We start from the raw sequence: 22,946 nt of genomic DNA, 5'->3' as shown, positions 1-22,946 counted from the left end.
TGGCAGGGTCAGACCATCATCAGCAACACGGCGACGAAAATGCTGCCGGCGGAGAAGGTCATGGTCCGAGACGACCAGGTGTTGAACCAACGTTGAAAGCTGGCCAAATCGCGGGTCAGTTTGGTGTCCTGGCGGGTCCAGGACTGTTGATCGAGGCGGAAGAACACGTAGATCTTCACCAGCGCGCCCATGATCTGGTTGTAATAGAGAATCACCGGGTAGGCGGGGCCGATCTTGTGGCCCGAGCACGACAGCAACAGGGTCAGGATCAGGCGCGTGATGCCAATCCACAGCAGGTAAGCGAGGATGAACGCACCGCCATACTTGAAGGTGGCGAGGATCGCCACGGTCAGGCCCAGCAGCGAAGTCCACATCGACACACGCTGGTCGAACAGCACCACGCTGGTGAACAGGCCCAGGCGCTGCATACCCAGGCCCAAGGCCCGGGAGTTCTGGCGCAGGTTGTTGCCGTACCAGCGGAACATCAGCTTGCGGCTGGCCTTGATGAAGCTCTTTTCAGGGGGGTGTTCCACGGTGTTGATCGCTGCATCGGGCACGTAGAAGGTGTCGTAGCCCAGGCGCATCAGGCTGAACCAACTGGACTTGTCGTCCCCGGTCAGGAACTTGAAGCGGCCCAGGCGCCAGTGTTGCAGCGAGTCGCTTTCCACGTCGGCGATAAAGCCGGGGTCGGTGACGACGCTGGCCCGGAACACCGACATGCGCCCGGTCATGGTCAGCACGCGCTTGGACAGGGCCATGGAGCACATGTTGATGTGGCGCTGGGCGAAGCGCAGTTTGTGCCACTCGCTCATGATGTAGCCGCCGCGCACTTCGCAAAACTCGTTGGTGGTCAGGCCGCCGACATTGCCGAACAGCTGGAACCACGGCACGGTCTTGCGCACCACGCCCTCGGCCAGCACGGTGTCGCCGTCGATTACCGCAACCACGGCGCGGTCGTCCGGCAGGTGGCGGGAGATCGCACGAAAGCCGAAGGCCAGGCCATCGCGCTTGCCGGTGCCGGCGATCCGCACGAAGTCGAGCTTGACGTGATCCGGTGGGTTCATCTTTTCCCAGAGGCTCTTGACCAGCAGCTCATCGGACATTTCCACCAGGGAGCAGACCACGGTGGTAGGGAAGCCGCACTCGATGGCCTCGCGAATCACCGAGCTGTAGACCTGGGCGGTGGTCAGCGCGTCGATCCGAAAACTGGTGACCATCAGGAATACGTGGGAGGGGTCCGCCGCCTTGCCCAGCTTGCGCACTTTGCGCCGCAGGTGCGGGTAGACCACGTACAGGAACAGCATGCCGCGTACAAAGTGCGTGGCGCCCATGGAGTAGCGCCAGATACCGACGGCGCCAATCAGGAAGATGAAATTTCTCGACTGCGAGTCGAATGTGCTCGCCGGCAACGCCAGGGCCAGGCACATCAACACGCTTAAAAACAACAGCCAACCGGCGGCCTGAAGGAGGCCGTGCTTTAGCCTGTGCATAATCTGCATCCGTCTGGAGTCTCGGGCGAGCCTGTGGGGTGGCCCGATGGGGTTGTGGCAGGCTTACAGTGGGGCGCCATCGCCGGCGAGCCGGCTCCTACATGACATGCGCGACCTGTAGGAGCCGGCTTGCCGGCGATCAGCGCGGTTACCAGCAAATGCCTTCGGTACGGCCATTGACACTGGTGGCCTGGGACATGAAGCCCACCAGGTCGATCACTTGCTTGCCGTGCGGGGCGTTCTGCGCCAGGGCGCGGAATTTCTCGTCACGGTTGCCGAGGATGATCACGTCGCTGTTGTTGATTACATCGTCGAAGTCCGAGTTGAGCAGTGACGACACATGGGGGATCTTGCCTTCGATGTAATCCTTGTTTGCCCCATGCACACGGGCGTATTCGACGTTGCTGTCGTAGATGCTCAGGTCGAAGCCCTTGCCGATCAGCATTTCCGCCAGCTCCACCAGTGGGCTTTCGCGCAGGTCATCAGTGCCGGCCTTGAAGCTCAGGCCCAGCAGGGCGACCTTGCGTTTGTCGTGACCGGAGACGATGTCGAAGGCGTTCTGCACCTGGGATTCGTTGCTGCGCATCAGCGAGTTGAGCAGCGGTGCTTCCACATCCAGGGAGCTGGCGCGGTAGGTCAGGGCGCGCACGTCCTTGGGCAGGCACGAGCCGCCGAAGGCAAAGCCCGGACGCATGTAGTACTGGGACAGGTTGAGGGTCTTGTCCTGGCAGACCACTTCCATCACTTCGCGACCATCGACGCCCACGGCCTTGGCGATGTTGCCGATTTCGTTGGCGAAGGTGACTTTGGTGGCGTGCCACACGTTGCAGGTGTACTTGATCATCTCGGCAACGGCGATGTCCTTGCGGATGATCGGGGCGTCGAGTTCTTCGTACAGCGACTGCAGGACGTCGCCCGAGGCTTTGTCCAGTTCACCGATTACGGTCATCGGTGGCAGGTCGTAGTCGGCGATGGCGGTGGATTCGCGCAGGAACTCCGGGTTGACCGCGACACCGAAGTCGACGCCGGCTTTTTTGCCGGAGCAGTCTTCCAGGATCGGGATTACCACGTTGGCCACAGTGCCGGGAAGCACGGTGCTGCGCACCACGATGGTGTGGCGGGTGGTCTTGTCACGCAGGACAAAACCGATTTCGCGGCACACCGCTTCGATGTAGTTGAGTTCCAGGTCGCCGTTTTTCTTGCTGGGCGTGCCGACGCAAATCATCGACAGGTCGGTATCGCGGATGGCGTCGGCGAAGTTGGTGGTGCCGCGCAACCGGCCGCTGGCAATGCCCTGGCTCAATAGTTCGCCCAGGCCCGGTTCAACGATGGGGGATTTGCCCGCATTGATCAGGTCGATCTTATCCTTGGAAATGTCTACACCGACCACTTCATGGCCCCGTGCAGACAGGCAACCGGCACATACTGCGCCCACGTAACCCAAACCAAATATGCTGATGCGCATCGCATTTACCTCTATCTTTATCACGCCATTAAATGGCCGGAGTTCATGTTTTCAAGCGTCACTCATGCACTAGGAAATGCCGTGAATAGACACTGCATTGCCATGTACAGGCATGTTAAAAGTCGAGTGACTAACTAATGCACTCAAGTTGTGCGCAACTTGGCCTTATTGTTGGGGCTTGCCCTGAAATGCAGCCAGTCTTCTGTGAGAAGGGTCTGGCGTCAGTGCCGCAAAGCCTTGATATTGGCGTTTAGCCTTTATCTATCAATGCCTTGGGTTGTCTCACTGACCCATTTAGGTAGGCTTTAGCCCTGGCCTTGTAGGGGATGGTCATGCAACCTGATCGCCCGCCCTCAACTAAGCAGTTGGTAATTAGACCGAGCAGTCAAAGTTATATATGACAACTTTGCTACTTTCGTTGGTCGCTGTGTAAGTCATATCGCACAAGAACAGAGATAATCGTTACCGGTGGTATGAGCGGCACTCGCAGACATAGTTCCTGGCCGCTCATCCTGTTTCTCGAAATTTCTTGAAATATAAGCAAAGATGGCACTAGTACTATATTGATAGCACTTGCGGATTGGGCTAGTGGATATAGGGAGTTGGCGCGGGGATATAGTTTTATGCCACTACTGTTTGAAAAAAGTGGTGCCACTACGAAAAAAACTGACGGATGTCGAGTGAAAGAAACGTTATGAATTCTGAAGAAATATTTTTGGCGCCAAAATAATGACGACTTCATTAGGGGAATGCGGATAAAAATGTGGGAGCTGGCTTGCCTGCGATAGCGGTCTGCCAGTTGCTGAATGTGCAGCTGACCCACCGCTATCGCAGGCAAGCCAGCTCCTACATGGGACTTGCGTTGTGCTGTCGACCTATTCCGGTGCGTGATCGCGCAAAAACACCAGGTTATCCGGCTTGGACTGCTCGGCATTGAAGCGATATCCCTGCACATCGAATTGCTTGAGCTGGGCCGGGTCGTTGATGCGTTCTTCGATCACGAAGCGGCTCATCATGCCCCGGGCCTTTTTGGCGTAGAAACTGATGATCTTGTACTGGCCGTTCTTCAGGTCCTTGAACTCGGTGTTGATGATCCGCGCGTTGAGGGCCGGGCGCTTGACCGCGGAGAAGTACTCGTTGGACGCCAGGTTGAGCAGTACATCATCGCCTTGCTCAGCCAGGGCTTCATTGAGCCACTCGCTGATCCGTGTGCCCCAGAATGCGTACAAGTCCTTGCCACGGGCGTTGGCCAACTTGGTGCCCATCTCCAGGCGGTACGGCATCATCAGGTCCAGCGGGCGCAGCAGGCCGTACAGGCCGGAGAGCATGCGCAGGTGGTCCTGGGCGTAACTGAAGTCGGCATCGCTGAAGGTTTCGGCATTCAGGCCGGTGTACACGTCGCCCTTGAACGCCAGCAGGGCCTGCTTGGCATTGGCGGGGGTGAAGGCCGGGGTCCAGCTGCCGAAACGTGCGGCGTTGAGGCCGCCGATCTTGTCGGAAACATGCATCAGTTCACTGATCTGCGCCGGGCTCAGTTCGCGCAACTGCTCGATCAATTCCTGGGAGTGGTCGAGGTATTGCGGCTGGGTAAAGCGCTGGGTCGCAGGCGCAGTCTCGAAATCGAGGGTTTTGGCGGGGGAAATCACCATCAGCATGAAGTCGTCTCCTGTAATCGTCGGGGGATTCTAGGGGGTAGGGCGGTTTGACTCCACCTATCACGCCAATAGTTGCCATACGGTTGTCCCTGTGGGAGCCGGGCTTGCCCGCGATGGCGGCGTGACAGCTTGCCAATAGGCCAATTGACACTCCGCCATCGCGGGCAAGCCCGGCTCCCACAGGGAGGATTGTGATCGGCTATAGTGGCCGACGAATCAGGAACGGGGGACCCTTTGTGCGAATTGCGCTTTTTTTATGCGCCTGGCTGACGTGCCTGGGCGCCCAGGCGGCCACTGTGGATGTCGCGAGCCTCGACCGTGGCACCTGGCCGGAAAAACTCAGCAGCCCGGCGCTGTTCGATGTGGCGTCACGCGCCGAAATCCTCATGTTCGCCCACACACTGCTGGCCAGCGAGGCGTTGGATGAGGCGGCCCTCAAGCAACGCCTGGGGCTGAAGATCATCAACCAGGGCGCCATCGACGACCTGCGTCGCCACCTCTGGCAACGGTTGCTGGAGAATTACGGATTTGCCCAGCAAAGCTGCGAACAGGACGCCTCGTTCTGCTACCTGGTGGACAACATGGACGACCTGCGCGAGCAGGCCGGCAAATTCGAGGTCAGCGACCAATCCTTCTACATAGGCTGGGCCGGCCCCAGCCGCACCTTTCACCAGCGCTATCTGGACGAGTTGCTGCGCAAGGCGGCTCTGTTCCCGCAGATCAGCAGCGAAGTCGCACGGTTTGGTGATTTCGAGCGCAATGGCGACGAGCTCAACGACCGCCTGTTTCTATTGACCTTCGATGGCGGCCCGGCGCCGCTTAACGGCCAAACCGACTGGCTGGCCGATTACCTGCGCAAGCAGAAAATGACGGCCACCTTCTTTGCCCTGGGCAACAGCCTGCAAACCCGCCTGGAGAAGACGTCGGCCGCTGATGTGCAGGCGTTGTATCAAGGCCAGTGCGTGGGCATCCAGGGCTGGCAGTACCGCTCCCACAGCCATTGGGTCGACTGGCAGAGTTCGATCACCCGCAGTGCATCACTGACTCAGAACCTGCTGCCGGAAAACTATGTGCCGCTGTTCCGTCCGCCCTATGGCCAGCGCCGGGCCGACAGCCAGGGCTTCTTCCAGGCCCAGGGCCTGCAAGTGGCGTTGTGGGATATCGACTCCCAGGATGAGCCCGGCCAGCTCAAGGCTGACGAGTCGGCCCATCGGGTGCTGACGCTGATGTTGTTGTGGCGCAAAGGGGTGATTGTGTTCCACGACACCCAGGACAAGGCGCGGGTGGCATTGCCGATGTTGTTGCAGGCAACGGCGCAGAGTGGCTTGGGTTGGCAGGAGTGTCGCGAGGCATTTCGCTGAAGTGCCCGGCCCTGCTGGGGATGAGGGTTTTTTGGGGTGATTTGCTGCGACATTTCGATGCAGGCGGACTTCCGACTTTAGCGGTGTGCGTGGCGCCCCGCCAGTGCTATTCGTCATCCTGAAAAATAAACTTCAAAAAAGCGTCAAAGTGCTTTTTCCTGTCATGGGTTTTGCGGTATTACGAAGACAGATCGCCGAAACCTGCACCACAGGTGGCGTCTTCCCAGACTCCCTTTGCGGTGTATTCGGTGGTCGAATCGAGGCGCAGCACTGTTGTGGTATTGCGTCGACTGGCTCCCACAAAGGTGACCGAGTATGGATGATCATGGACGTACCCCTTCTTCCGACCAGCCAATCCTTTATGTGCTTGATACCAATGTTTTGATCCACGATCCAAACGCGTTGCTCAATTTCGAAGAACACCACGTCGCCATCCCGATGATCGTGCTTGAGGAGCTCGACAAACTCAAAAGTGGGCACCACAGCGTCGCCGCCGAATGCCGCCAGGCGATCCGCCTGATCGACAAGACCCTGGGTGAAGCCTCGCCCGAGGATGTTGAGGTCGGCGTACCGATCCAGCGTGGCAAGAGCGGGCCCAAGGGCTTGCTGTCGATCCTGATGAGCAAGCGCAGCGAACCCAACAGCCTGCTGCCGGAAAACCTCAACGACAACAAGATCATCAACCAATTGATCGACCTGCATGCGCGCGACAAGGACCTGCGCCTGGTGCTGGTGACCAAAGACATCAATATGCGCCTCAAGGCACGAGCGTGTGGGATCGCTGCCGAGGACTACAGTACCGACCAACTGGTCGACGACGTGTCGATGCTGTCCCGTGGTTATCACACCATGACCGGCTCGTTCTGGGACCGCGTCAGCAAGGTCGAGACCCGCCAGGACCATGGCCGCACCTGGCACCAGGTGCAACTGACCGACAACCTGCCGGCCGTGCACATCAACGAATTCATCATCGACGAACAGGGCTTTGTGGGCTGGATCAAAGAGATCCAGGTCGACAAGCTGCTGATCCTCGACCTGCATCAGGAACCCCTGCTGCACCAGGAAGCCTGGGGCCTGAAACCGCGTGATATCTACCAGAGCCTGGCGCTGTACGCGCTGCTCGACCCGGACATCCACCTGGTCAACCTGACGGGGGCTGCCGGCTCGGGGAAAACCATCCTCGCCCTGGCGGCTGCCATCGAGCAGACCATGGTCACCAAGCGCTATCGCCGCATCATTGCCACCCGCAGCGTGCAGGGCCTGGACCAGGAAATCGGCTTTTTGCCCGGCACCGAAGCAGAAAAAATGGAGCCGTGGCTGGGGGCGATCACCGACAACCTCGAAGCCCTGCATATGGATGACGAAAACACCCATGGCAGCGTCGACTACATCCTCAGCAAAGTACCGTTGCAGTTCAAATCCCTCAACTACATCCGAGGTCGCAGCTTCCAGCAGAGCCTGATTTTGATCGATGAATGCCAGAACCTCACACCGCACCAGATGAAAACCATCATCACCCGTGCCGGTGCCGGTTCCAAAGTGGTGTGCCTGGGCAACCTGGCACAGATCGACACTCCTTACCTGTCCGCAACCAGCTCCGGGCTGACCTACCTGACGGAACGCTTCAAGGACTTCCCGAACGGCGTGCACATTGCGCTGCAAGGGGTACCACGCTCGATTCTGGCCGAATACGCCGAATCCCACCTGTAACCGCGTTCAGTGTGGGAGCGGGCTTGCCCGCGATAGTGGTGGTTCAGTCGATGATAGGTTGATTGACACAGCGCTATCGCAGGCAAGCCAGCCCCCACATTTTGATCGGCGTTGGGTTTACAATCGGGGCTTCTGATCAGGAGTATCCCCGTGCTGACTCATCTCGATTCCCAGGGCCGTGCCCATATGGTCGACGTCACTGACAAAAGCGTGACGTTCCGTGAAGCCGTGGCCGAAGCGCGGGTGCGCATGCTGCCCCAGACCCTGCAAATGATCGTCGACGGTGCCCACCCCAAGGGCGACGTGTTCGCCGTGGCCCGCATTGCCGGGATCCAGGCCGCGAAAAAGACCAGTGATCTGATCCCCCTGTGCCATCCGCTGATGCTGACCGGGGTCAAGGTCGAGCTGGCCGCCGAAGGGGAAAATACCGTGCATATCGTCGCGCGCTGCAAGCTGTCCGGGCAAACCGGCGTGGAGATGGAAGCGTTGACGGCGGCCAGTGTCGCCGCGCTGACCATCTACGACATGTGCAAAGCGGTGGACCGTGGCATGACCATCGAAAACATTCGCCTGCTGGAAAAACTCGGTGGCAAGAGCGGGCATTTCAAGGCGGACCAGGCATGAGTATCAACGTTTTGTTTTTTGCCCGTTACAGCGAAGCGGTGGGCCTCGATTCCCTGGAGGTCGAAGGCGACTTCGCCACGGTCGACGCTGTACGCCTGGCGCTGGCCAGTGACCCAGACTTTGCGGTGCTCAACGAGACCAGCCTGATGTGCGCGCGCAACCAGGAGTTGTGTGGCCTCGACGAGCCTCTGCAGGCCGGCGACGAAGTGGCATTTTTCCCGCCCGTGACCGGAGGCTGACCGTGGCCATTCGTGTACAAACCCAACCGTTCGATCCCGGCGCCGAAGTCAACGCCATGCACGCCGCCAATGTGGGTGTGGGCGCCGTGGTGAGTTTTGTTGGCTATGTGCGCGACTTCAACGATGGCCTCGACGTGGCGGGAATGTTCCTTGAGCACTACCCCGGCATGACCGAAAAGGCCCTGGCCAAGATCGCTGCCGAAGCCGAGCAACGCTGGCCGTTGCTCAAGCTCGAGGTGTTGCACCGCATCGGCGCCCTGGAGCCCGGCGAACCTATTGTGTTCGTCGCCGCCGCCAGTGCCCATCGACAGGCCGCGTTTGATGCTTGTGCGTTTGTGATGGACTACCTGAAGACCCGAGCGCCGTTCTGGAAGAAGGAAAACACCAGCGAAGGGGCGCGCTGGGTGGAAGGGCGGGCCAGTGATCATAGGGCGGCTGATCGCTGGAAGGCGTGAGTGGCCCTCCGTGTGCCCGTCACACCCTATCGTCTGGCCGCTGTATTGGACGAGTCCAGCAGCACGATCAACCCAGGCGACCAGGCGATAACATCGCCTCGGTCAGCCCGGCGCGCTGCAAAGGCTCGGGCAATCCGAGCCCACGCACCAGCGCCGCGCTGGCCTGACCCATCGCCGGCGAGGTCTGGATCCCGTAGCCGCCCTGGGCCGCGATCCAGAAAAACCCCTCTACCTGCGGATCAAAGCCGCATACCAGGTCGCCATCACTGACAAAGCTGCGCAGCCCCGCCCAAGTCCGGGCTGGGCGGCGGATGGTCAGGGTCGTGGCCTCTTCAATGTGATAGATGCCCGTGGCGATATCCAGCTCTTCGGGCTGCACGTCGTGAGGTTCCACTGGGTCGGCGTTGGCCGGCGAGCCGAGGAACATTCCAGCGTCAGGCTTCATGTAGAACGAACCGTCGAGGGCCGCCAACTCCGGCCAGTCATGAATATCCAGCCCGGCAGGCGGGGCGAACACAAAGGCGCTGCGGCGCTTGGGCTGCAGGCCGATTTTTTGTGCACCGACCAGCTCGCCGATGGTATCGGCCCAGGCCCCGGCGGCGTTGATGATCACTGGCGCACTGTAGCGCTGTTGTGAGGTGCGCACTTGCCACTGGCCCTGACCGTCACGGTTGAGCTTTTGCACTTCACTGTCGGTATGAATAGCCCCGCCGTTACGCCGAATGCCGCGCAAATAGCCCTGGTACAACGCATCGGTGTCGATATCGCAGACCGTCGGGTCGTAGATCGCGCCGTGGACTTTTTCCCGGCGCAGGATGGGCAGCATCTGCAGCGCTTCTTCGGTGTCCAGCAGGCGTGTTTCGGCTACCAGCGCCTTGGCGCTCAGGTATTGGCGCTGTAGCTCTTCTGGGTCGCCAAGCAGGTCCACCAGTACTTCGCCACGGGGCGTTAGCAAAGGGTGCTCGGTAAAACCTGCAGGCGGGTGATCGAAGAAGTCGCGGCTGCCCAGGGTCAGGGCGCGCACTTGTGGCGTGCCATAGGCGGCGATATAGAGGGCGGCGGAGCGGCCAGTGGAGTGATAGCCCGGCATGGACTCACGCTCCAGCACGATGACGCGGGCGTGTCGGGACAGCCAGTAACCGGCGCTGGCACCGGCAATACCGCCGCCGATGATGAGGTAATCAGCCTGGTTCATGTGGTCCTCCTTGAATTTGAAAGCGCTGAAGGCAAATGTGGGAGCGGGCTTGCTCGCGAATGCGGTGTGTCAGTCAATCACTTCAGTGATTGTCACACCGCTATCGCGGGCAAGCCCGCTCCCACATAAGCCCGCTCCTGCACCCGTTTTAAGGGCGTTTGCGCTCCACGGCCCGCAACAGGTGCGTCGGCGGCGTTTCGCAACTGATCTTGCGGCCCAGCAGCGTCTCGATCGATGGCAACTGGTACGAGTCATCTTCCCCGGCAAAGCTGATCGACACACCCGCAGCGCCGGCACGCCCGGTACGGCCGATCCGGTGCACGTAATCGTCCGGTACTTCCGGCAGGGTGAAGTTGATGACGTGGCTGATGCCGTCGATATGAATCCCACGGCCTGCCACATCGGTGGCCACCAGCACGCGGATCTTGCCTTCGCGAAAGCCTTCCAGGGTCTTGATCCGCTTGTGCTGCGGCACATCACCGGACAACTGCGCAGCATTGACGCCATCGCGCACCAGGCGTTCTTCAATGCGCCGCACTTCGTCCTTGCGGTTGGCAAACACCATGACCCGCTCCCAACCGTTATCGTTGACCAGGTTGTAGAGCAGCTTGTATTTGTCGGCACCGGCCACGGCATAGATATGCTGTTCGACGTTTTCGCTGGCGACGTTCAGCGCTTCGATCTCGACGATGGACGGGTCGGTGGTCCACTGCTTGGCGAGGTTCATCACGTCTTCGGTGAAGGTCGCGGAGAACAGCAGGGTCTGGCGCTCGTTTTTCGGTGGGGTCTGGCGAATGATCTGGCGCACTTGCGGGATAAAACCCATGTCGAGCATGCGGTCGGCTTCGTCCAGCACCATCACCTCGACCATGTCCAGATGCACGTCGCCGCGCTGGTTGAAGTCCAGCAAACGGCCCGGGGTGGCGACCAGGATGTCGCAGTGCCGCGCTTCCAGGTGCTTGAGCTGTTTGTCGAAGTCCATGCCGCCCACGAACGTCATGACGTTGAGGCCGGTGTACTTGGTCAGGTCGGCGGCGTCCTTGGCGATCTGTACCACCAGCTCCCGGGTCGGGGCGATGATCAGGGCCCGAGGTTCACCCATGTAGCGCTCTTTGGGCGGCGGGGTCTGCAGCAGTTGGGTGATGATCGAGATCAGGAACGCAGCGGTCTTGCCGGTACCGGTCTGGGCGCGGCCGATGGCGTCTTTGCCGGCCAGGGTGAAGCCCAATACCTGTGCCTGGATCGGCGTGCAGTACGGGAAGCCCAGGTCCTGGATGGCGTGCATCAGTTCCGGGGCCAGCTTGAAGTCGTGAAAGCGCGTCTTGCCCTCTTGGGGCTCGACCACGAAGTCTTCCAGCTTCCACGGCTTTACCACCGGTTTTGGCGCGCGTTCGCGGCGCGGCTTTTCCGCACGCGCGGGTTCTTCTGCGGGCTGGGCGGCGACGGGTGCCGGGACAGCAGGCTTTACGGGCGGCGGTTTTGGCGAGGCAACAGGCGCTGTTCGGCCAGGCTGTTTACCGTCGTTGCGGCTGCCTGACGTCTGGACAGGGGCGCTGGGAACAGGGGCGAGTGGTTCAGCCTCGCTTTTACCGAACATCTTCTTGAGTGCTTTGAGCACGGTCATCTCATCAATTGGTTAAGGAATGTACGCCGGCCAGTGTAATGCAAGAATCGGGCGCGGCGTAGTGCGTTGGTCATGCGGCTACACAATGGTCGGTTTTCAGCCCAGGCGGCCGGCCAACCAGGTGCCGATGTCGCGGATTTCTTCGGGTAACACTTCGTGACCCATTGGGTATTCCTGCCATGTCACGGTGATACCGCGCTGCTTTAAATGCTCATAGGCGCTGCGGCCCATGGCGTTGAGCACCACTTCATCGTGCTGGCCGTGCAGGCACAGGGCCGGAATGCGCTGTTGGCTGGCGGACAGTTCCAGCTCATCGCTGAAAGTGGGTGCATAGGTGGAGAGGGCAAGCACGCCACCCAGGGCCCCTTGCCATTTCACAAACGCGGCGTGCAGGACCACGGCGCCACCCTGGGAAAAACCGGCGAGGAAAATTCGCGAGGCGTCTATCCCGCTGGCTTTTTGTTGCTCGATCAAATCGATGACCATTTTGGCCGATTCATCCAGCTGCTCACGGCTGATGGCCCGCGCCGGGCTCATGGCCAATATGTCGTACCAGCTTGGCATCTCGTAGCCCCCATTGACGGTCACCGCGCGGGTCGGTGCCTGGGGCAATACGAAGCGTGTGGACAGCAAGGTTTCCTGCAGCGCTTCGGCCACCGGCAGGAAGTCGTAGCGATCGGCACCCAGGCCATGCAACCAGATGACGCAGGCATCTGCGGGCTTGGCGGGCTGAAGAATCAAGGGGTCGGTCATGTGTGCTCCAAAAATGTGCGTGCGCGCCGATGGGAGGCGTCGGGGCAGTGCGTGGACGGTGGATCAGTTAACAGGATGTCGCATGGTTGACTGTTTTGCGACAGATCCTGGGCGCAAACAGCTCAGCCGACACTCTGGTACGGCGCTTGCTATGTGTAGGTCGATGTCAGAACTATCCGGGACGGTAACACTATCAGTGACTGCCGCATCTGGGATAGCCGCTGCAATGACAGCGACAGCCTCTGCTGCTTGACCCCAAAAAAAGCCAACACGGGTCGATATCGCCTCATAAGGGTGGGCAGGGGTTCGAGCTCCGACACAACAAGAGCAACTGGAGGTTTGAATGAAGGTATTGAAGTCCACCCTGGCCATCGTGACCGCGGCGACCGTATTAGGGATCAGTGGCCTGGCCCAGGCCGGCGCCACCCTGGATGCAGTGCAGAAGAAAGGTTTTGTGCAATGTGGCGTCAGCGACGGCCTGCCGGGTTTCTCGGTGCCGGATGCCAGCGGCAAGATCCTCGGGATCGACGCTGACTACTGCCGCGCCGTGGCCGCTGCCGTGTTTGGCGATGCGACCAAGGTCAAGTTCAGCCAGTTGAATGCCAAGGAGCGTTTCACCGCGCTGCAATCGGGCGAAGTCGACATCCTGTCGCGCAACACCACCATGACCAGCTCCCGCGATGCGGGCATGGGCCTGAAATTCCCGGGCTTTATCACCTACTACGACGGCATCGGCTTTCTGGTCAACAGCAAGCTGGGCGTAAAAAGTGCCAAGGAACTGGACGGTGCAACCATCTGCATCCAGGCCGGTACCACCACCGAGCTGAACGTTTCCGACTACTTCCGTGGCAACAACCTCAAGTACACCCCGATCACCTTCGACACCTCCGATGAAAGCGCCAAGTCCCTGGAGTCCGGGCGCTGCGACGTGCTGACCTCCGACAAGTCGCAACTGTTTGCCCAGCGCAGCAAGCTGGCCGCGCCGAAGGACTACGTGGTGCTGCCGGAAACCATCTCCAAGGAGCCCCTGGGCCCGGTCGTACGTAATGGCGACGACGAGTGGCTGGCCATCGTGCGCTGGGTAGGCTACGCCATGCTCAACGCTGAAGAAGCCGGTATCACCTCGAAAAACGTTGAAGCCGAAGCCAAGGCCACCAAGAACCCGGACGTTGCGCGTCTGCTCGGTGCTGACGGCGAATACGGCAAAGACCTGAAAGTGAAGAAGGATTGGGTCGTACAGATCGTCAAGCAGGTCGGTAACTACGGCGAAGTGTTCGAGCGCAACCTGGGCAAGAGCACTCCCCTGGAAATCGACCGTGGCCTGAACGCGCTGTGGAACAACGGTGGCATTCAATACGCACCCCCTGTGCGCTGATCGCTGATGGTTCTATCACCCGGTGGGCCAACCGCCGGGTGATGTTCTGTTCCATTATTTCTGGGGCACTCAATGCAAACTCAAATCGGCGCACCCAAGCAGAAGCTCAGCTTCAGCGATCCCAAAGTGCGCGCGTGGCTATTTCAGATCATCACCATCGTCGCGGTGGTTTCGTTGGGCTGGTATCTGTTCAACAACACGCAAACCAATCTTCAGCACCGGGGCATTACCTCCGGCTTTGACTTCCTGGAGCGCAGTGCCGGGTTTGGCATCGCTCAGCATTTGATCGACTACACCGAATCGGACAGCTATGCCCGGGTCTTTGTGATCGGCCTGCTCAACACGTTGCTGGTGACCGTGATCGGTGTGGTCCTGGCGACGCTGCTCGGTTTCATCATTGGGGTGGCGCGTCTGTCACCGAACTGGATGATCAACAAACTGGCGACGGTGTATGTGGAAGTGTTCCGCAACATTCCGCCGTTGTTGCAGATCCTGTTCTGGTACTTCGCGGTCTTCCTGACCATGCCGTTGCCGCGCAACAGCCATAACTTGGGCGATACATTCTTTATGAGCGCCCGGGGCCTGAACATGCCGGCGGCGCTGGCGGCTGACGGTTTCTGGCCGTTTGTGGCCAGTGTCGGGGCGGCCATCGTGGCAATCGTGCTGATGGCGCGTTGGGCCAACAAGCGCTTTGAAGCCACCGGCGTACCGTTCCACAAGTTCTGGGCGGGTCTGGCGCTGTTCATCGTGATTCCGGCGTTGTGCGTCCTGATCTTCGGTGTACCGCTGCACTGGGAAATGCCAAGGCTTGCGGGTTTCAACTTTGTCGGTGGCTGGGTATTGATCCCCGAACTGCTGGCACTGACCCTGGCGCTTACCGTCTACACCGCCGCGTTTATTGCCGAGATCGTGCGCTCGGGCATTGAGTCTGTGAGCCACGGCCAGACCGAAGCCGCGCGCTCCCTGGGCCTGCGTCCGGGGCCTACGCTGCGCAAGGTCATCATCCCGCAAGCGCTGCGGGTGATCATCCCGCCGCTGACCAGCCAATACCTGAACCTGGCGAAAAACTCATCCCTGGCCGCCGGCATCGGCTACCCGGAAATGGTCTCGCTGTTTGCCGGCACGGTGCTCAACCAGACCGGCCAGGCCATTGAGGTCATTGCCATCACCATGAGCGTGTACCTGGCGATCAGCATCAGCATTTCCCTGTTGATGAACTGGTACAACAAGCGCATTGCGCTGATCGAGCGGTGAGGAAACCTGCATGACTTCCCATATTTTCAAACCTGACATGCCGCCACCGAACAAAGTGTTCGGGCCGATGGCGTGGATGCGCGCCAACCTGTTCTCCAGTTGGTTCAACACCCTGCTGACGTTGCTGGCGATCTACCTGGTCTACCTGGTGGTGCCGCCGATTTTGCATTGGGCGATCCTCGACGCCAACTGGGTCGGCACCACCCAGGCCGATTGCACCAAGGAGGGCGCCTGCTGGGTGTTTGTCCAGCAGCGCTTTGGGCAATTCATGTACGGCTATTACCCCGGCGACCTGCGCTGGCGCGTAGACCTGACCGTGTGGCTGGCGATCGTCGGCGTGGCGCCGTTGTTCATCTCGCGTTTTAAACCCAAGGCGATCTATGGCCTGGGCTTTCTGGTGTTGTACCCGATCATTGCCTTCTTCCTGCTGCACGGCGGGATCTTTGGCCTGACCAACGTCGCGACCAGCCAATGGGGCGGCCTGATGCTCACCTTGGTGATCGCCACCGTCGGTATCGCTGGCGCCTTGCCGCTGGGTATCGTGCTGGCGTTGGGGCGGCGCTCCAATATGCCGGCGATTCGCGTGATCTGCGTGACCTTCATTGAGTTCTGGCGCGGCGTGCCGTTGATCACGGTGCTGTTCATGGCGTCGGTGATGCTGCCGCTGTTCCTGCCTGAAGGCATGAACTTCGACAAGCTGCTGCGGGCGTTGATCGGCGTGATCCTGTTCCAGTCGGCCTACGTGGCAGAAGTGGTGCGCGGTGGCTTGCAGGCCATTCCCAAAGGCCAGTACGAAGCCGCGGCGGCGATGGGCCTGGGTTACTGGCGCAGCATGGGCCTGGTGATCCTGCCGCAAGCGTTGAAGCTGGTGATACCGGGCATCGTCAACACCTTTATCGCGCTGTTCAAGGATACGAGCCTGGTGATCATCATCGGCCTGTTCGACCTGCTCAACAGCGTCAAGCAAGCCGCCGCCGACCCGAAATGGCTGGGCATGGCTACTGAAGGCTATGTGTTCGCGGCCCTGGTGTTCTGGATTTTCTGTTTTGGCATGTCGCGCTATTCCATTCATTTGGAACACAAGCTCGACACTGGCCACAAGCGTTAGGAGTTGTTGTTATGAGCGAAGCGATCAAACAGCCGGTGAGCCCTGAAGGCATTATCCAGATGCAGGGCGTCAACAAGTGGTACGGCCAGTTCCATGTACTGAAAGACATCAACCTCAACGTCAAGCAGGGCGAGCGCATCGTGCTGTGCGGCCCGTCGGGTTCGGGCAAGTCCACCACCATCCGCTGCCTCAACCGCCTGGAAGAGCACCAGCAGGGGCGCATTGTGGTCGATGGCGTGGAGCTGACCAACGACCTCAAGCAGATCGAAACCGTGCGCCGCGAAGTGGGGATGGTGTTCCAGCACTTCAACCTGTTCCCACACCTGACCATCCTGCAGAACTGCACGTTGGCGCCGATGTGGGTGCGCAAGATGCCCAAGCGCAAGGCCGAGGAAATTGCCATGCACTACCTGGAGCGCGTGCGCATCCCGGAGCAGGCCCACAAGTTTCCGGGGCAATTGTCCGGCGGCCAGCAACAGCGCGTGGCGATTGCCCGGGCGTTGTGCATGAAGCCCAAGATCATGCTGTTCGATGAGCCGACCTCGGCCCTCGACCCGGAGATGGTCAAGGAAGTCCTCGACACCATGATCGGCCTGGCCGAAGACGGCATGACCATGCTCTGCGTGACCCACGAGATGGGCTTTGCGCGCACCGTGGCCAACCGCGTGATCTTCATGGACAAGGGCGAAATCGTCGAACAGGCGGCGCCGAACGATTTCTTCGACAACCCGCAGAACGACCGGACCCGGTTGTTCCTGAGCCAGATCCTGCATTAACCCGCCCCCACTGTGGTGAGCCCGCTCGCTTGTGGCGAGCGGGCTTGTTGTGGCGAGCGGGCTTGTCGGAACGCCGCATCGCCCGCGCTGGGTTGCGCAGCAGCCCCAAACCTCCCCCCTGGTTACACCTGACACTCCTCGGTGATGCTCTTGGGGCTGCTACGCAACCCAGCGCGGGCGATGCGGCGTTCCGACAAGCCCGCTCGCCACAAGCAAGCCCGCTCGCCACAAGGTGGTGCAGGGCATTACCATGGCTCCCTCGCGCGCAATCCCGCCTTGAACCCGAGAGCACCATGCCCCGCCCAGAAAACGCACTTGAAGAATTGCTGATCGACGCCGAAGCCGATGATGACCAGGTGCAGCACAGTCAGCCGGTCGTCAACCGGGCCTGGCTGTTGCTGCTGGGGTTGGTGCTGGTGGCGTTGAACCTGCGCCCGGCATTGTCGAGCATGGCGCCGTTGCTCAACGACGTGTCCGAAAGCCTCGGCCTCTCGGCGGCCAGGGCTGGGTTGCTGACGACGCTGCCGGTCCTGTGCCTGGGCCTGTTTGCGCCGCTGGCGCCGTTCCTGGCCCGGCGCTTCGGCGCCGAACGGGTGGTGCTGGGGATTTTGCTGACACTGGCGGCGGGGATCATCCTGCGCAGTTCGTTGGGCGCTGTCGGGCTGTTCGCCGGCAGCCTGCTGGCCGGGGCCAGTATCGGCATCATCGGCGTGCTGTTGCCCGGGATCGTCAAGCGTGATTTCGCCCGGCATGCAGGGGTCATGACCGGTGTCTACACCATGGCCCTGTGCCTGGGCGCGGCGCTTGCCGCCGGGGCTACGGTGCCGTTGAGCCAGCATTTTGGCGACAGCTGGAAAATCGGCCTGGGCTTCTGGATGGTGCCGGCATTGCTGGCGGCGCTGTGTTGGTTGCCTCAGGTCGGACAGAAACAGGGTACCCATCAAGTGGCCTATCGGGTGCGCGGTTTGCTGCGTGATCCCCTGGCCTGGCAAGTGACGTTGTACATGGGCCTGCAATCCTCCCTGGCCTACATCGTGTTTGGCTGGCTGCCGTCGATCCTGATCGACCGTGGCTTGAGCGCGACCCAGGCCGGGCTGGTGCTGTCGGGATCGGTGATCGTGCAACTGGCCAGTTCCCTTGCGGCACCGTGGCTGGCCACCCGCGGCAAGGATCAGCGCCTGGCCATTGTGGTGGTGATGCTGCTGACCCTCGGCGGCCTGTTCGGTTGCCTGTATGCGCCGCTCGACGGCCTGTGGGGCTGGGCGATTGTCTTGGGCCTGGGGCAGGGCGGTACGTTCAGCCTGGCGCTGACCCTGATCGTGCTGCGCTCACGCGATGCCCATGTGGCCGCCAACCTGTCGAGCATGGCCCAGGGCGTCGGCTACACCCTGGCGTCCCTCGGCCCGCTGGCGGTCGGTCTGGTACACGACTGGACCGGTGGCTGGGCGGCAACCGGCTGGATTTTCGCGCTGCTGGGTGTGGGGGCGATCATCGCTGGCCTCGGTGCCGGGCGCGCCCGTTATGTTCACGTCGCCAGCGAGAGACTCTAGAGGTACACCACTTCCAGAGTCGCCGAGCCATCGAGGTCGGTTTCAACGCTCAAGTCCAGGTTTTTCCGGGCATTGATAACGGTGCTGATTTGTACTGTGGTGTTGAGGGTGGCAATTGCCGTCGGCCCGGCGGTACTGCCCTCGGTGTCGGTGAAACCCAGGTAGCTGGTGGCGCCAATGTCGATGGGGTTCAGGTTGGCCGTGCGCCAGCCCAGGCCGCCGGTGGTGGACTCGGTGCCGTAGATCTGCGCGTTGCTGTCCGCCTGGGTCTGGCGCGGGTCGAAGCTCATGGAGTAGAGGCCGAGCCGATTGCCCGCCGTGTCGAATCCCAGGCCGTAGTAGATTTCGCTGTTGACCGTGGCCGACCCGTCGCGGTTGTCGCGCATGCGCAAGGCATAGCGGCTGGGCCCGTTGCAGTCGATGCTGACCTGCAGGGTTTTGAGCGGCAGACGCGTGCCTTGCTCCAGATTCAAGTCTTGGCGGGAAATCTTGCCGTAGTCGATTAGGCCACTGCCGGATAACAGCGGCGTACAGGCGCGGGGAATGATCTGGCCCTGGACGCTCAGGTCGACCACCGACACGGCCACCGCCGATTGAGCGCAGGTCAGAAACAGCAGGCTGGATAGGGCAACGGTTTTCATGGCGCATACCTCGCAGGGGCAAGTCACAGGTAGATGATTTCGATGGTGCCGGAGCCGTTGATATGGACCACCTGGCGCAGGTCCAGCGACTGCATGGGAGCCAGGTAAGTCTTGATCCGCACGGTGCCGGCCAGGGTCTGGATAGCCACTGGGCCGGTACTCAGGCCGCTTTTGTCGGTAAAGCCCATGTAGCTGTTGGCCGCCATCGGGATCTGGCGTGCGCTGGAGTTGCTCCAGGCGGCGCCGTTGCTGGTGGAGTCGGTCCGGTACAAGGTGCGCAGGGTATCGGCGCTGAACTCGGCGGGGTCGATGGTCAGGTAAAAACGCCCGATTTTGTTATGGCTGGCGTCCAGGTCCAGCCCATAGGCGGTTTCATCGGTGCCGCCGGTGGCCGAGCCGTCGCGGTTGTCATGCATGCGCAGGGCGAAGCGCGTCTGTGCATCGCAGGTGACACTCAAGCGCAGGGTGCGGATGGGCAATGGCGTTTCGGTGGTGGGGTTGAGGTTCTTGGCAAACAGGATGCCGTAGTCCACTACTCCCTGGTCCGACAACGCCGGCTGGCAGGCGACGGGGGCAAAGTGCGCACGCAGCGTCATCTCGCGGTAGCGCCCATGACTGGCGCTGTAGAGCATGCCGGGGACTTCCCAGGTGGTGGCATCGCGCACCCGGGTAGCTTCGGGGTCGGCCCAGGCGCGCAAGGTCAATTGCAGCGACAGGGTTTTGCCCATGCGCACGGCACCGTGTTCTATCGGCGCGATGCCATGCCCGGTGCGCCAGGTGAGCGTGCTGGCGCTACTCACTGGCGGCTGGCCCATGGCAGCAATCAGCCCCAGCTCCACTGCCTGCCCGTCGAGTACGCCGTGACTGACCTCGATTTCGTAGCTGCCGTGCTCGGTAAACTGCAGGCGTTCAGCGGAGGCCGCCAGGGCACGGTAGAACAGGCTCAAGTCGTCGGCCTGGGGGCAACTGAACGTCAAGTTCAGCCGCCGCTCGCCCAGCAGGCGTTCGGGCGCGCTGTCGTTTTGGGCCAGGCGGCTCATCAAGCCAAAATCCACCGTGGGTTCGCTGAGGTTGAGTTGGCATTCCTCCAGCCCATGGGCGCTGCCGGCAATGCCGATCAATAGCCATAAACTCAGGTGGTGCAAGCGGGGAAGGGGCATGGCAGTCGTCCTCAAGGCGCGTGGCAACGGGCCGGGGCAGTTTCGAAGTACACCGAGGGGTCGGCCTTTTGCGCCAGCGTGTAGCGCAAAAGGCAGCGTTGACCTCCCGGCGAGGTTATCCACAGGGGCGGTTGATCGAGCACATTGGGCAGGAATACTTGGCTGCCTTCCTGGACCAGGGTGACGAACTCGCCCTCGGCAGTACTCACTGACGCGCCCGAGGGCAGTGGCGCGCCGTGGTCAGTGCTGACGGTCAGCAAGACGCGGCGGGTCAGGCTGACGCCAAAGTCCACCCGGTCCACTGCGCCGCGCCCGGCCTGGATCATCGCCAGGCCGTTACTGATGTCGGCGTTGCGCGGCAACGAGCGGGTCTGGACTTCCACGGGGCTGCGGCCATAGGCGCTGACTTGCGGCACCACGGCCTGGCCTTGCCAGTCGGTCCACACCGGGCCGCTGGGGGTACTGATGCGGATGCCGCCCATCTGGCCCACCGTCACCAGGGCGAAGGTATCGCGCACCGGATACGGGGAAAACGTGACGCCACCGTCATGCATCACCACCCCACCGCGCGCGCCGCCCTGGTAGCTTGAGCGCTGTGCATCGGAGCGGCTGTAGCTCAAATCCAACTGGCTGTAGCGCGGCAACGCCGAGAGGCCCACGCTGGTTTCGACCTGACGATCGCGCGAGTCACGCTCGGCGCTGACCCGGTAGCTGAGTTGCTCGTCGATCTGTTCGGTCAGCCCCAGGCCGGTGCGGTTTTCGCCAGCGCTGTGGCGTACCCAGCCGCGCACCCGGCGCTGCTCGCCCAGCGGTGCGCTGATGTTCAGGTACACCGCGTTGTCTTGTTGCTGGGCCCCGCCCATTTGCCATTCGGCACTGGCCGATAGCGACACTGCGCCGATGTTGCTGCCCCAGGACATCAGGGCTCGGCTGCTGCTGTCCCCGGCAAAGTTGGCCGAGCGCGACAGCCCGGCGCTGAATGCGCCCAGCCAGGGATGGGACCAGCCCAGGTTGACGCTTTGTTGATCGCGATAGCGTGAGCGTTGCGAGTGCTGGTTGCGCGCGTAGGTGCTTTCTTCCAGCTCGCGATAGCCTGCGCTGCGCCAGGAGTTACTGGTGCTGAAGGACCACTGGTCATTCAGGCGCTGGGCCCAGGAAAGATCCGTCTGCACCCCGGACACTTTTTCCCGCCCATCGGTATTGGACAGTTGTGTCGACAGCTGGACCTGGCTGTCCAGCCACGGTAGCCAGCCCAGGCTCAAGCCTGCGGAGCGGTACTCGCTGGCAGCCAAGACGCCGCTGCCCAGGGTCAGTTGCGGATGCACGGCCGCTGTCCAGCCGGCGCTCACCACCCACGGGTCGTCACCCTGGGCATCGCCGACATTGCGCACCCGCCCGGCGGCCACCGAGTAGCCCGGCGCCGGCAACCCGAGGCCGAGCATGGCCGCCGGCACGTTGAAGCGCCGCTCGCCACCGACGCTTTCTTTGACCGTGACCTCGACGTCCGAACGGGTATTGAGACGACGCACATCGTTCAGCGAAAAAGGCCCGGCGGGCACTACGGTGGAATGAATCAGCACGCCGTTCTGCCGCACCTCCACTTGCGCCGGACTGTTGGCGATACCTTCGATCACGGCGCTCTGGCCTTGCTCTTGTAGGGCGTGCTCGGTGAGGACCTGGACGCCGGTGATCTGCGCCCCGGACAACACCGGGTTGTACAGGCTGATCTGCCCGGCCTGGAGCACCGCCTGATGGCTGGCGAACGTGCGTTGGGCGTAGGCCTCCAGGTGCGTGCTGCGGGACTGGCCCTCCTGCCAGGTCTGCACCTGGCGGCTGCGCACGATCCAGTCGCCGGCGTTGAATCCCACTTCGGTGTTGGCCGAGCCAAAACGGCTGGCGTCATCGCCATAGCGGTTGTAGAAGCCCGTGAGGTCGTAGTTGAGCAAGCCAGCGAAGCCGCCGGTTTCATAGCCTGATATGTCTTGCAGCACCGGACGCAAGGCTTCGGTGGGCACCACCAGCGCTACGCTGAGTGTGGCCGGGTCCGGTTCCACCAGGGTCTGGGGAAATTGCGCGAGGAAGGCGTGGCAGCGCTCGGTGTCGTCCGGGATTATCAGGTTTGCGGCGTCGAGCAAGGCCCGGTCGAAGCACAGGTTGCCCTGTTGATCGAAACTGACCTCCAGCCGGCCACGCCCCTGGCCGTTGACCCGCAGGCTGACCGCGTGCTGCCCGGCGGCAAAACGCGGGGCGTCCAGCAGCAGGCTGGCCAACTGCGGATCAATGCCACGCTGATGCAGGGTCTGGGCGTCGAAGCCGCTGGCCCATGTTTGACTCGGCAGTAGCCCCCACAGCAGCAACGCCATTGCAGGTGCTGCGGGCACGGCTACGCCGTCACGGTAATTCAATACTGTTTTCACGCAAGGCACTCAAATGTTCAACGTCCCGGCCCGGTTGTTCCGGTGCTTGCGGGCATTGCGGTGACGGTCGATGCGCCGTCACTTGCTTAAGCCA

The 22,946-nt window shown here is 61.4% G+C and carries 19 protein-coding genes; 10 read left to right on the top strand and 9 right to left on the bottom strand.

Annotated features, from left to right (window positions below; all coding sequences use genetic code 11):
• Positions 1–8: 8 nt before the first annotated feature.
• From alg8 to yaaA, 3 genes are all read right to left on the bottom strand, one after another.
• Positions 9–1,490 carry a mannuronan synthase gene (alg8, locus tag C5F71_RS07040; RefSeq protein WP_371923372.1) on the bottom strand — a complete coding sequence of 494 codons (1,482 nt, stop codon included), beginning with the start codon at positions 1,488–1,490 and terminating at the stop codon, positions 9–11.
• A gap of 148 nt (positions 1,491–1,638) precedes the next feature.
• On the bottom strand, positions 1,639–2,955 hold the full coding sequence (locus C5F71_RS07035) for a nucleotide sugar dehydrogenase (RefSeq protein ID WP_029297911.1): 1,317 nt from the start codon (positions 2,953–2,955) through the stop codon (positions 1,639–1,641).
• 875 nt (positions 2,956–3,830) lie between these two features.
• Positions 3,831–4,610 carry a peroxide stress protein YaaA gene (yaaA, locus tag C5F71_RS07030; RefSeq protein WP_104910874.1) on the bottom strand — a complete coding sequence of 260 codons (780 nt, stop codon included), beginning with the start codon at positions 4,608–4,610 and terminating at the stop codon, positions 3,831–3,833.
• 236 nt (positions 4,611–4,846) lie between these two features.
• Here yaaA and C5F71_RS07025 point away from each other — a divergent pair, with 236 nt between their 5' ends.
• From C5F71_RS07025 to moaE, 5 genes are all read left to right on the top strand, one after another.
• A complete protein-coding gene (locus C5F71_RS07025) occupies positions 4,847–5,971 on the top strand; it encodes a polysaccharide deacetylase family protein (RefSeq protein WP_104910873.1) in 1,125 nt (374 codons plus the stop codon).
• A gap of 315 nt (positions 5,972–6,286) precedes the next feature.
• Entirely contained in the window at positions 6,287–7,681 is a 1,395-nt protein-coding gene (locus C5F71_RS07020) for a PhoH family protein (RefSeq protein ID WP_029297919.1), read from the top strand.
• A gap of 150 nt (positions 7,682–7,831) precedes the next feature.
• On the top strand, positions 7,832–8,305 hold the full coding sequence (gene moaC, locus C5F71_RS07015; protein ID WP_029297921.1) for a cyclic pyranopterin monophosphate synthase MoaC: 474 nt from the start codon (positions 7,832–7,834) through the stop codon (positions 8,303–8,305).
• Complete coding sequence (gene moaD, locus C5F71_RS07010; protein WP_029297924.1) at positions 8,302–8,544, top strand: molybdopterin converting factor subunit 1; 243 nt, start codon at positions 8,302–8,304, stop codon at positions 8,542–8,544. The genes moaC and moaD overlap by 4 nt, the downstream gene beginning before the upstream one ends.
• 2 nt (positions 8,545–8,546) lie before the next feature.
• Positions 8,547–8,999: a molybdopterin synthase catalytic subunit MoaE gene (gene moaE, locus C5F71_RS07005; RefSeq protein ID WP_104910872.1), complete on the top strand. Its 453-nt coding sequence runs from the start codon at positions 8,547–8,549 to the stop codon at positions 8,997–8,999.
• Between the two features lie 67 nt (positions 9,000–9,066).
• Here moaE and C5F71_RS07000 read toward each other — a convergent pair whose 3' ends face one another.
• The 3 genes from C5F71_RS07000 to C5F71_RS06990 form a co-directional block, all read right to left on the bottom strand.
• Entirely contained in the window at positions 9,067–10,194 is a 1,128-nt protein-coding gene (locus tag C5F71_RS07000; RefSeq protein ID WP_104910871.1) for an FAD-binding oxidoreductase, read from the bottom strand.
• A 148-nt stretch (positions 10,195–10,342) separates the two neighbouring features.
• Entirely contained in the window at positions 10,343–11,818 is a 1,476-nt protein-coding gene (gene rhlB / locus C5F71_RS06995) for an ATP-dependent RNA helicase RhlB (RefSeq protein WP_104910870.1), read from the bottom strand.
• A 96-nt stretch (positions 11,819–11,914) separates the two neighbouring features.
• Positions 11,915–12,571 carry an alpha/beta hydrolase gene (locus C5F71_RS06990; protein WP_104910869.1) on the bottom strand — a complete coding sequence of 219 codons (657 nt, stop codon included), beginning with the start codon at positions 12,569–12,571 and terminating at the stop codon, positions 11,915–11,917.
• Positions 12,572–12,914: 343 nt separating this feature from the next.
• Between C5F71_RS06990 and C5F71_RS06985 the strand changes: the two genes are divergently transcribed.
• From C5F71_RS06985 to C5F71_RS06965, 5 genes are all read left to right on the top strand, one after another.
• Entirely contained in the window at positions 12,915–13,946 is a 1,032-nt protein-coding gene (locus C5F71_RS06985; protein WP_029297935.1) for an amino acid ABC transporter substrate-binding protein, read from the top strand.
• Positions 13,947–14,018: 72 nt separating this feature from the next.
• The gene (locus tag C5F71_RS06980; protein WP_029297937.1) at positions 14,019–15,200 is read left to right on the top strand and encodes an amino acid ABC transporter permease; all 1,182 of its coding nucleotides are present in this window, start codon (positions 14,019–14,021) and stop codon (positions 15,198–15,200) included.
• Positions 15,201–15,210: 10 nt separating this feature from the next.
• Complete coding sequence (locus C5F71_RS06975) at positions 15,211–16,308, top strand: amino acid ABC transporter permease (protein WP_029297939.1); 1,098 nt, start codon at positions 15,211–15,213, stop codon at positions 16,306–16,308.
• Between the two features lie 11 nt (positions 16,309–16,319).
• Positions 16,320–17,084, top strand: coding sequence for an amino acid ABC transporter ATP-binding protein (locus C5F71_RS06970; protein WP_029297941.1), 765 nt, complete (start codon positions 16,320–16,322; stop codon positions 17,082–17,084).
• A 293-nt stretch (positions 17,085–17,377) separates the two neighbouring features.
• Entirely contained in the window at positions 17,378–18,634 is a 1,257-nt protein-coding gene (locus C5F71_RS06965) for a CynX/NimT family MFS transporter (protein ID WP_104910868.1), read from the top strand.
• Here C5F71_RS06965 and C5F71_RS06960 read toward each other — a convergent pair.
• The 3 genes from C5F71_RS06960 to C5F71_RS06950 are packed head-to-tail and all read right to left on the bottom strand — an operon-like array spanning position 18,631 to position 22,798.
• Positions 18,631–19,275 carry a DUF1120 domain-containing protein gene (locus C5F71_RS06960; protein ID WP_104910867.1) on the bottom strand — a complete coding sequence of 215 codons (645 nt, stop codon included), beginning with the start codon at positions 19,273–19,275 and terminating at the stop codon, positions 18,631–18,633. The genes C5F71_RS06965 and C5F71_RS06960 overlap by 4 nt on opposite strands.
• 23 nt (positions 19,276–19,298) lie before the next feature.
• Complete coding sequence (locus C5F71_RS06955; protein WP_092238115.1) at positions 19,299–20,435, bottom strand: DUF1120 domain-containing protein; 1,137 nt, start codon at positions 20,433–20,435, stop codon at positions 19,299–19,301.
• Between the two features lie 11 nt (positions 20,436–20,446).
• Positions 20,447–22,798, bottom strand: a complete 2,352-nt coding sequence (locus C5F71_RS06950; RefSeq protein WP_177410426.1) for a fimbria/pilus outer membrane usher protein — start codon at positions 22,796–22,798, stop codon at positions 20,447–20,449.
• Positions 22,799–22,946: the final 148 nt, after the last annotated feature.

Origin of the sequence: Pseudomonas sp. LG1D9 (genome assembly GCF_002949995.1) — a bacterium.
In the GTDB taxonomy this organism is placed as follows: domain Bacteria; phylum Pseudomonadota; class Gammaproteobacteria; order Pseudomonadales; family Pseudomonadaceae; genus Aquipseudomonas; species Aquipseudomonas proteolytica.
This window is presented reverse-complemented; position numbering and strand designations above follow the sequence as displayed.